Source organism: Acidovorax sp., from assembly GCF_046314175.1.
Classification (GTDB): Bacteria; Pseudomonadota; Gammaproteobacteria; order Burkholderiales; family Burkholderiaceae_C; genus Acidovorax.
Genome location: NZ_JBKBXG010000060.1, coordinates 24,100 through 33,007 on the forward strand (window position 1 = coordinate 24,100; position 8,908 = coordinate 33,007).

8 protein-coding genes are annotated in these 8,908 nt (G+C 63.9%); 7 read left to right on the forward strand and 1 reads right to left on the reverse strand.

Features of this window, described 5'->3' with window-relative positions; all coding sequences use genetic code 11:
* Positions 1 to 24: 24 nt before the first annotated feature.
* From ACK4OE_RS17100 to ACK4OE_RS17130, 7 genes are all read left to right on the forward strand, one after another.
* Positions 25 to 888 (forward strand): creatininase family protein, encoded by an 864-nt coding sequence (locus ACK4OE_RS17100; RefSeq protein ID WP_409886349.1) that lies wholly within the window; start codon positions 25 to 27, stop codon positions 886 to 888.
* Positions 889 to 984: 96 nt separating this feature from the next.
* Complete coding sequence (locus ACK4OE_RS17105; protein WP_409886351.1) at positions 985 to 1,989, forward strand: ABC transporter substrate-binding protein; 1,005 nt, start codon at positions 985 to 987, stop codon at positions 1,987 to 1,989.
* 198 nt (positions 1,990 to 2,187) lie between these two features.
* Positions 2,188 to 3,030, forward strand: coding sequence for an ABC transporter ATP-binding protein (locus ACK4OE_RS17110; RefSeq protein WP_409886353.1), 843 nt, complete (start codon positions 2,188 to 2,190; stop codon positions 3,028 to 3,030).
* A gap of 146 nt (positions 3,031 to 3,176) precedes the next feature.
* Positions 3,177 to 3,962, forward strand: coding sequence for an ABC transporter permease (locus tag ACK4OE_RS17115; protein ID WP_409886365.1), 786 nt, complete (start codon positions 3,177 to 3,179; stop codon positions 3,960 to 3,962).
* 102 nt (positions 3,963 to 4,064) lie between these two features.
* Positions 4,065 to 5,477, forward strand: a complete 1,413-nt coding sequence (locus ACK4OE_RS17120) for an FAD-binding oxidoreductase (protein ID WP_409886355.1) — start codon at positions 4,065 to 4,067, stop codon at positions 5,475 to 5,477.
* Between the two features lie 242 nt (positions 5,478 to 5,719).
* On the forward strand, positions 5,720 to 6,550 hold the full coding sequence (locus tag ACK4OE_RS17125; RefSeq protein ID WP_409886357.1) for an urease accessory protein UreD: 831 nt from the start codon (positions 5,720 to 5,722) through the stop codon (positions 6,548 to 6,550).
* 42 nt (positions 6,551 to 6,592) lie between these two features.
* On the forward strand, positions 6,593 to 7,468 hold the full coding sequence (locus ACK4OE_RS17130; protein ID WP_409886359.1) for a hypothetical protein: 876 nt from the start codon (positions 6,593 to 6,595) through the stop codon (positions 7,466 to 7,468).
* 181 nt (positions 7,469 to 7,649) lie between these two features.
* Here ACK4OE_RS17130 and alaC read toward each other — a convergent pair whose 3' ends face one another.
* Entirely contained in the window at positions 7,650 to 8,876 is a 1,227-nt protein-coding gene (gene alaC, locus ACK4OE_RS17135) for an alanine transaminase (RefSeq protein ID WP_409886361.1), read from the reverse strand.
* Between the last annotated feature and the right edge of the window lie 32 nt (positions 8,877 to 8,908).

An 8,908-nucleotide genomic window follows, 5' to 3' on the forward strand; every position in this document is an offset into this window, starting at 1 on the left:
ACTGCCCTCCACGAAAGACGCTCCATGCTGCACGGCTACAACCCGCCCCACCGCTACCTGCCCTACCTGAGCTGGACCGAGATCGTCGACCTGCCAGACAAGGAGAACACTGTCATCGTGCTGCCCACAGGCGCCACCGAGCAGCACGGCCCGCACCTGCCGTGTGCGGTAGACACCGTCATCAGCGCAGGCGTGGTGGGCCATGCGCTGGCGCGTCTGCCCGCCGACGTTCCAGCGTTTGCGATGGCGCCCATCACCTACGGCAAGTCCGAGGAGCACCTGCACTTTCCGGGCACCATCACCCTGAGCGGCGAGACCCTGCTGGCCACCATGAACGAGGTAGGCGAGTCGGTGTACCGCGCGGGCTTTCGCAAGCTGCTGTTCGTCAACGGCCACGGCGGCCAGCCGCAGGTGATGGAGATGTGCGCGCGCGAGCTGCGCCTGCGCCATGGCGACTTCATCGTGGTGCCCAGCTTCACCTGGCGCGTGCCACACGTGGCAGGCCAATACCTGTCGGACAAGGAAAAGAAGCTGGCCATGCACGCGGGCCACGCCGAGACCGCGCTGATGCTGGCCCTGGCACCCGACACCGTGCACATGGAGCGCGCGGTGGTCAACTACCCGCCCGTTTTTGACTCGCCCCTGCTCTCGCCCGACGGCCGCCCGGCCTGTGCGTGGAGCGCGCGCGACTTTGGCCCCAGCGGAATCATTGGCGACCCGCTGCCCGCTACGGCCGAGCAGGGCCACGCCATCCTCGATTCGCTGGCCGTGAGCTGGGCTGCCGCCATCACCGAGCTGCACAAGCTGCAGTGGGCCGTCCGCCCCGAGCCCACCTGGGGCCGCGCCAACCACACCGGCCACGTCGAGCACTCATCCGCACTGGCCTGAAACCTGCGAACGCAGCTACATACCCGCTCGTTTCCCTTTCGCTTTTCCCCTCGTTGCCCCTTCGTTCACCCTCCACCACCTTACCGGAGAACTGCCATGATGAAGACCACCTCTCGCCTTTCCAAACTTGGTGCAGCCGCCCTGCTCGCTGTTGGTGCCATCGGCACCATGTCGGGCACCGCGCACGCGCAGGAAAAGTTCACGTACATGACCAACTGGTACGCGCAGGCCGAGCACGGCGGCTTCTACCAGGCGGTGGCTACGGGCCTGTACAAGAAGTACGGCCTGGATGTGACCATCAAGATGGGCGGCCCGCAGGTCAACATCGTGCAGATGATGGCCGCAGGCCAGGCCGAATGTGTAATGGGGTCGAGCGACCTGCAGATGATCCAGATGCGTGAAGGCGGTGTGCCCGTGGTCAACGTGGCGGCGGTGTTCCAGAAAGACCCGCAGGTGCTCATCGCGCACGAAGACGTGAAGAAGTTTGAAGACCTCAAGGGCAAGACCATCCTGATTGCCTCGGCGGCGCAGCGCGGCTACTGGCCCTGGCTGAAGGCCAAGTATGGCTTCACTGATTCGCAGACCCGCCCCTACACCTTCAACATCCAGCCCTTTGTGGCCGACAAGAACACGGCCCAGCAGGGCTACCTGACTTCCGAGCCGTTTGCCATTGCCAAGGCCGGCGTCAAGGCGAACACGCTGATGTTCAGCGACCAGGGCTACCCCGCGTATGCCACCACCATTTCGTGCATGGAAAAGACGGTGAAGGACCGCAGCGCCGCCGTGGCCTCGTTCGTCAAGGCGTCGATGGAAGGATGGAAGAGCTACCTGAACGACCCGGCTCCCGCCAACGCGCTCATCAAGAAGGACAACCCCAACATGACCGATGAGCAGTTGGCGTACAGCGTGGCAAAGCTCAAGGAACTGGGCATGGCCACGGGCGGCGACGCCGCCACCATGGGCATCGGCATCATGACCGACACCCGCGCCAAGGCGAGCTACGACTTTCTGGTGGAGACCAAGCTGATCGACCCCGCCAAAGTCAAGCTGGCTGACACGTACACCACGGCGTTTGTGAAGGACCTCAAGGTTCTTCCTTGATTCGATCCATTCGCTGCCATCAACGCACCCCCAACCGTTCTCGCTGAGCCTGTCGAAGCGCCGCGCAAGGCATCGACAAGCTCAGCCCGAGCGATGGGTGGGGTGAAACCCGGTGGATCACACGCGCTCCCGCTGCCACCCCAGCCCTGACACAGCCGCCGCACCCCACCCAACGGCTGCATCCATCGAAAGGCGAACATGACACACCCCGCTGACTCTCCGCCGCAGGCGCACACCCCGACGCCAGCCATCTATTCCACGCCCGCCGTGGAGGTGCTCTCCGCCGAAAAGACCTACCCCAACGGCACCCAGGCGCTGCTGCCCGTGGACCTGACCATTGAGGAAGGCGAGTTCGTCACCTTGCTGGGCCCTTCGGGCTGCGGCAAAAGCACGCTCCTGAAAATGGTGGCGGGCCTGCTGGAGCCCACCGACGGCCGCCTGTTGCTGTGGCGTCGGCCGGTGGCGGAGCTGCACTCCTGCGCCCACAAGATGGCCTTCGTGTTTCAGTCGCCCACGCTGATGCCGTGGGCCAGTGTGTTGACCAACGTGCGCCTGCCGCTGGACCTGGCCGGCGTGCCGCGCCAGGAAGCCAATGCCCGCGTGACCGAAGCACTGGCACTGGTGGGGTTGTCGAAATTCGCCAAAGCCCTGCCCCGCGCGCTCTCAGGCGGCATGCAGATGCGCGTGTCCATTGCGCGTGGCCTGGTCACCCAGCCCGATCTGCTGCTGATGGACGAGCCCTTCGGTGCGCTGGACGAAATCACGCGCCACAAGCTCGACGCCGATCTGCTGGACCTGTGGCGCAAGAAAAAACTCACCGTGATCTTTGTGACCCACTCCATCCACGAGGCCGTGTTCCTCTCCAGCCGCGTGGTCATGATGGCTGCGCGCCCAGGCCGCGTGGTGGAAGAGTTCCACATCGACGCGCCCTACCCCCGCACGGCCGACTTCATGGTGTCGCCCGAGTTCAGCCGCTACGCCAAGCAGCTGCAAGACAGCCTGCTGCGCGCGAGCGCAGACACTGAAGAGGCCCTGACATGAGCACCCCCTTTCCATCCGCCCCCGTGACGCCGCCGATTGCAGCCCCGGCACCAGCAACCCTTGCGCCGCGCACTGCACACCACGCGCGTAGCCCCACAACCGCCATAGCCGTGCAACCCAAGCCAGCACCTGCGCGCCGGCCGCTCATGGCCCAGCCCCGCGTGCAACGCGTGGTGTACCCCCTGCTCGTCGGCATGGTGCTGGTGGCGCTGTGGCAAGGCCTGGTCACGGGGCTGGAGCTACCGCCCTACCTCGTGCCCTCGCCCATCCTGATGATGAAGACGCTGTTCACCGACTGGGCTGCGTTGGGTGGGTCGCTGTGGGTCACCGTCAAGATCACGGTGCTGGCCTTTGTGGTGGCCACCGTGGCGGGGGTGCTGATCTCGTTTTTGTTCGTGCAGAGCAAACGCATCGAGACCGCGCTGTTCCCCTACGCCGTGCTGCTGCAGGTCACGCCCATCGTGGCCGTGGCACCGCTCATCATCATCTGGGTGAAGGACCCGATGGCCTCCATGGTGATCTGCGCCGCGCTGGTGGCCCTGTTCCCCATCATCAGCAACACCACACTGGGCCTGCGCAGTGTGGAACCCGACCTGCAAAGCTACTTCCAGCTCAACCGCGCCACGCGGCTGCAGACCCTGCTGCGCCTGCGCATACCGAGTGCGCTGCCGTACTTCTTTGGCGGGTTGCGCATCTCCAGCGGCCTGGCGCTCATCGGTGCCGTGGTGGCTGAGTTTGTTGCGGGCACCGGCGGCCAGGGCGCGGGGCTGGCCTACCAGATCCTGCAAGCGGGCTTTCAGCTCAACATCCCGCGCATGTTTGCCGCGCTGCTGCTGATCTCGCTGACGGGCGTGGCGCTGTTTGTGCTGATGGCATGGCTCACGCGCCTGGCGCTGGGCGGCTGGCACGCCAGCGAAAACTCACAGGACTGACCTCAACCCTTTCGACACCACACCGCGCACAACCCTCCGGTTGCGCGGTGCAGGCCCCCTTTCGCCCCAAAACGGCCCCATCGGCCCCCAGGAGATACCGACATGACCACAGCCACCACCGCCCACCAACTGCCCGACCTGCTGCCCGATCTGGACTGGATCGCCGACCCGCTGCGCGTAGGCCGCCTGTCGCAGGACTTTGCCTGGTTCAGCCCCGTGCTCAAGCGTGACCTGGCGGGCAAGCGCGGCGACATCGCGGTGCGCCCACGCACCGAAGAAGAAATCCGCCAGGTGGTGTCCGCCTGCGCCAGTGCGGGCATCCCCATCACCGTGCGCGGCAGCGGCACCGGCAACTATGGGCAAAGCACGCCGCTGCACGGCGGCGTGATCCTGGACCTGTCGGGCTACAACGCCTTTGGCTGGGTGCGCGGCAGCGTGGGCCACGCGCAGGCGGGCATCCGCCTGGCAGACTTTGACACGCAGGCCAAACCCCACGGGCAAGAGCTGCGCTGGCTGCCCAGCACCTACCGCAGCGCCACACTCGGCGGGCTGTTTGGCGGCGGCTTTGGCGGCGCAGGGTCCATCAACCACGGACCGCTGGCAGCACCCGGCAACGTGCTGGCCGTGCGCGCCATGACGGTGGAGGCCGAGCCCCAGATCATCGAACTGCGCGGCCCCGAGGCCATGGTGCTGCACCACACCTACGGCACCAACGGCATCGTGCTGGAGCTGGAGGTGGCCCTGACCCCCGCCGTGGAATGGACCGAATGCATCGCCACCTTCGACAAGTTTGACGCCGCCCTGGAGTTTGCCGACCGCTTTGGCAGCGCACCGGGGCTAGAGAAAAAAGAGGTGTGCTTTCTGGCCGCGCCCATCCCGCAATACTTCACCAGCCTGGCAGAGCACCTGCCCGCCGACCACCACGCCGTGCTGGTGCTGGTGGCTCCGCACTCTGAAGCCGGCATGCGCGACATGGTGGCGCAACACGGTGGCAGCGTTACCTACTGCAAGACCGCCGACGAAGTGGCCAGCAGCCACAAGACACTGCTGGAATACACCTGGAACCACACCACCCTGCACGCGCTGAAGGTGGACAAGGGCCTCACCTATATCCAGAGCGGCTTCAATCCCATGCACCGCCTCAAACAAGTCAAGGCGCTGGAGGCCGCGCTCGGCGGCGAAGTGATGATGCACCTGGAGTTCCTGCGCACCAAAGAAGGCGCTTTCAACTGCAGCGGCCTGCAGATCATCAGGTACACCACCGAAGAGCGCCTGAACCAGATCATGCAAATCTACCGCGACCACGGCGTGCAGATCAACAACCCGCACGTGTACATCGTGGAAGACGGCAAACAAAACAACCTGGACCCCGCCGTGGTCAGCACCAAGCAGCGCTTTGACCCGCAGGGCTTGCTCAACCCCGGCAAACTGCGCAGCTGGGTGCCGCCCGCAAAGGCAACGATTGCAGCAACGCCAGCAACAACCTCTGCAGACCCGGAGCCCCAAACAGCGTAGACCCAGCCTCACGCACGCTGCGCCCCCCGGTATCACTCCCTCCCCCCTCGCGGGGGAGGGCCGGGGAGAGGGGGCAACCGCCCCCAGCGACGTGGATGCCCCCTCTGCCCCACCCTCGCCCACAAGGGGCGAGGGAGCCAACAACCCTCCCAACCCCCACCAATTCTTGGTCAAAATAGCCCCTAGCGCTTATCCAAAGGGCATAATCAGCTATTCATTTAGTAGCAAACGGATTCTCACCCATGCCCTGGCACGCACGCCTGCAACTGGACTACAGCCGTGAAAACGCCCGCACCGTGGCCCGCTTTGAGCACAACGGCCCGCTGCGCATCCTGCAAAGCCTGTACCCAGAAGGCGACGCCATCTGCCACAACGTGATGGTGCATCCCCCCGGCGGCCTGGTGGGCGGCGACACGCTGGACATCACCGCCACCGTGGCACCCGGCGCGCACGGCCTGCTCACCACACCGGGCGCCACACGCTTTTACCGATCCACCGGCGAACTGGCCCTGCAGCGCACCCGCCTGTCGGTGGCAGAAGGCGCCCGCCTGGAATGGTTGCCGCTGGAGGCGCTTTGCTACAACGCCTGCAACGCCGATAACCATCTCACGCTGAACCTTGCCCCCAGCGCCGAATGCATGGGCTGGGACGTGACCGCCCTGGGCCTGCCCCACGCGAATCAGCCCTTTGAAACGGGCCGATTTGTACAACACCTCGAGGTGCCCGGCCTGTGGCTGGAGCGCGGCGCCATCAACGCGGCAGACCACCGCCTCATGCAAAGCCCGCTGGGCCTGGCCGGGCACCGCTGTGTGGCCAGCCTGTTCTTTGCCGCAGGCACACCGCTGGACCGAACGCGGCGCGATGCAGCACTGGACGCCGCGCGGGCTGTGATGGACGCCCATTCACTCAAAGCCACCGCAGGCGCTACCAGCCCGAATGCACAAATGGTGGTGGTGCGCGTTCTGGCGCCGCAGGTGGAGCCTGCGATGAAACTGCTCAAGGCGGTGCGGGTGGCTTGGCGGGAGGTGTTGTGGGGGCTGGAGGGGGAAGCGCCGAGGATTTGGGCGATGTAGCCCCACCCATGCGTTATGCCAAAGTCCATCTACATTTCAAGAATGGACACTGACAAAGCTTCAGCGCACACTTTTCGGGTCAATCACATCGCCATCATCGAATCCTTGCCGCCCCGAGAATTTCAAACCGGCAGAGAACTGGCGGGCTACCTAGACGGCCAACTTGCAGATTTGCAGACGCCAATTTCTGTGTCGCATGTGGACGTTGCGACCCCGAGCGAATTCCGGTCTGTCATAGCGAATCTAGCGACGCAGGCTGATCGGGAAGGTCTGCGCCCGATCGTCCACATAGAGGCTCACGGAGAAGACGATTTCGGGCTTCACTTCCGGGGAGGAAAAATCCACTGGCGGGAAATATGCGATGCGCTGATTCCGTTAAATCGAGCCAGCGGATTCAACCTGCTTCTATCTGTTTCTGCGTGCTTTGGCGTGAGCTGTATCTCAGGAGTGTCATTGCGCAGGGGCGCGCCTTGTTACGCGTTGCTTGGCCCCTCGAAAGACCTCTCACCGAGCGATCTATTGAACAGATTCAGGAGCTTCTATCGCGAAATCATTCACTCGCAGGACTTGGATCTGGCCTTGGCCACAATGAACAAAGACAAGCTTGAACGTGGGCAAATGGTGTTTGTTTCTGCGGAAGGCTGGTTCGAGGAATTGATGCTGGAGTATTTGACGAACGCAGCGCATCCCAAAGAGCTGAAAGCAGCGGCTATGCGCATCTTTCGCAAGTCAAGAAGTGAGGGCACCACATTGACCCTCGGGGAGACAAAAAGACAGCTCGTTAAGAACCGGCCGCAGATTGCGCAAGGCTATTTCGCTGAGTTTTTTATGGTTAACCACATTCCCGAAAACGCGCAGCGTTTTGGTGTCCTGCTCAGGGCTATGGAAACCACCATCAAGAAAACTACTCCGTGCTAGCTCGATGAACTCACAGGGCAACCGAGCAGCAGAAACGCCCGAACAACACCGATTGCGCCACTGAGATAAAAGCATCACAAGAGACGGATCACCACTCGCAAACACCAGCAAGCCCCAACGAATTCCGCAGAGCTTTTTCTAGCAGCAATGATCCAACCGTCATTCGATGTGCGATCTCCGTTCAGGAGGCGGCTGCTGCAGGCACCTTCAACAACCCATCTGCCTTGAACATGGCGCGAATCCCCCGCACCGCCTGCCGAATCCGCGCCTCGTTCTCAATCAGTGCAAACCGCACGTACTCGTCCCCCTGGTCACCAAACCCAATGCCCGGAGACACACACACCTTGGCCTTGTCCAGCAGCTGCCGCGCAAACTCCAGCGAGCCCAGCGCGCGGTACGGCTCGGGGATGCGGGCCCAGATGTACATGCTGGCCTTGGGGCAGTCCACGGCCCAGCCCGCTTCGGTGAGGCCCTTGTAGAGCACGTCGCGGCGGCGCTGGTAATGGGCGGCGATGTCTTTCACGCACTGCTGGTCGCCTTCCAGTGCGGCAATCGCCGCCACTTGCAGGGGCGTGAAGGTGCCGTAGTCGTGATAGCTCTTGATGCGGGCGAGCGCCGCCACCAGGTCGGGGTTGCCCACCATGAAACCGATGCGCCAGCCGGCCATGTTGTAGCTTTTGCTCAGGGTGAAAAACTCCACCGCCACATCCTTGGCGCCGGGCACTTCCATGATGCTGGGGGCACGGTAGCCGTCGTACACGATGTCGGCATAGGCCAGGTCGTGCACCACCAGGATGTCGTGCTTCTTGGCCAGGGCGATCACGCGCTCAAAGAAGCTCAGCTCCACGCACTGAGCGGTGGGGTTGCTCGGGAAGCCGAAGATCATCATCTTGGGCTTGGGGTAGCTGCCGCGGATGGCTTTCTCTAACTCGGCAAAAAAGTCCACATCGGGCGCCACGGGCACGCTGCGGATGTCGGCCCCGGCAATCACCGCGCCGTAGATGTGGATGGGGTAGCTTGGGTCGGGCACCAGCACGGTGTCGCCCCGGTCCAGCGTGGCCAGCATCAGGTGGGCCAGGCCTTCTTTGGAGCCGATGGTGACGATGGCCTCGGTGTCAGGGTTGATGTCTACCGCGTAGCGGTCTTTGTACCAGTGGCTGATGGCGCGGCGCAGGCGCGGGATGCCTTTGCTGGCGCTGTAGCCGTGGGTGTCGGGCCGCTGGGCCACTTCGGTGAGCTTGGCGACGATGTGCGGTGGCGTGGCCCCGTCGGGGTTGCCCATGCTCATGTCGATGATGTCTTCGCCGCGGCGGCGGGCGGCGAGTTTCAGCTCGGCCGTGATGTTGAAGACGTAGGGAGGGAGGCGATCGATGCGCGCAAAGCGGCGCTTGCCTTGAGAAGCAGACATGCTGTGGTGACTTTCACGTAAGCGCCCGGAAC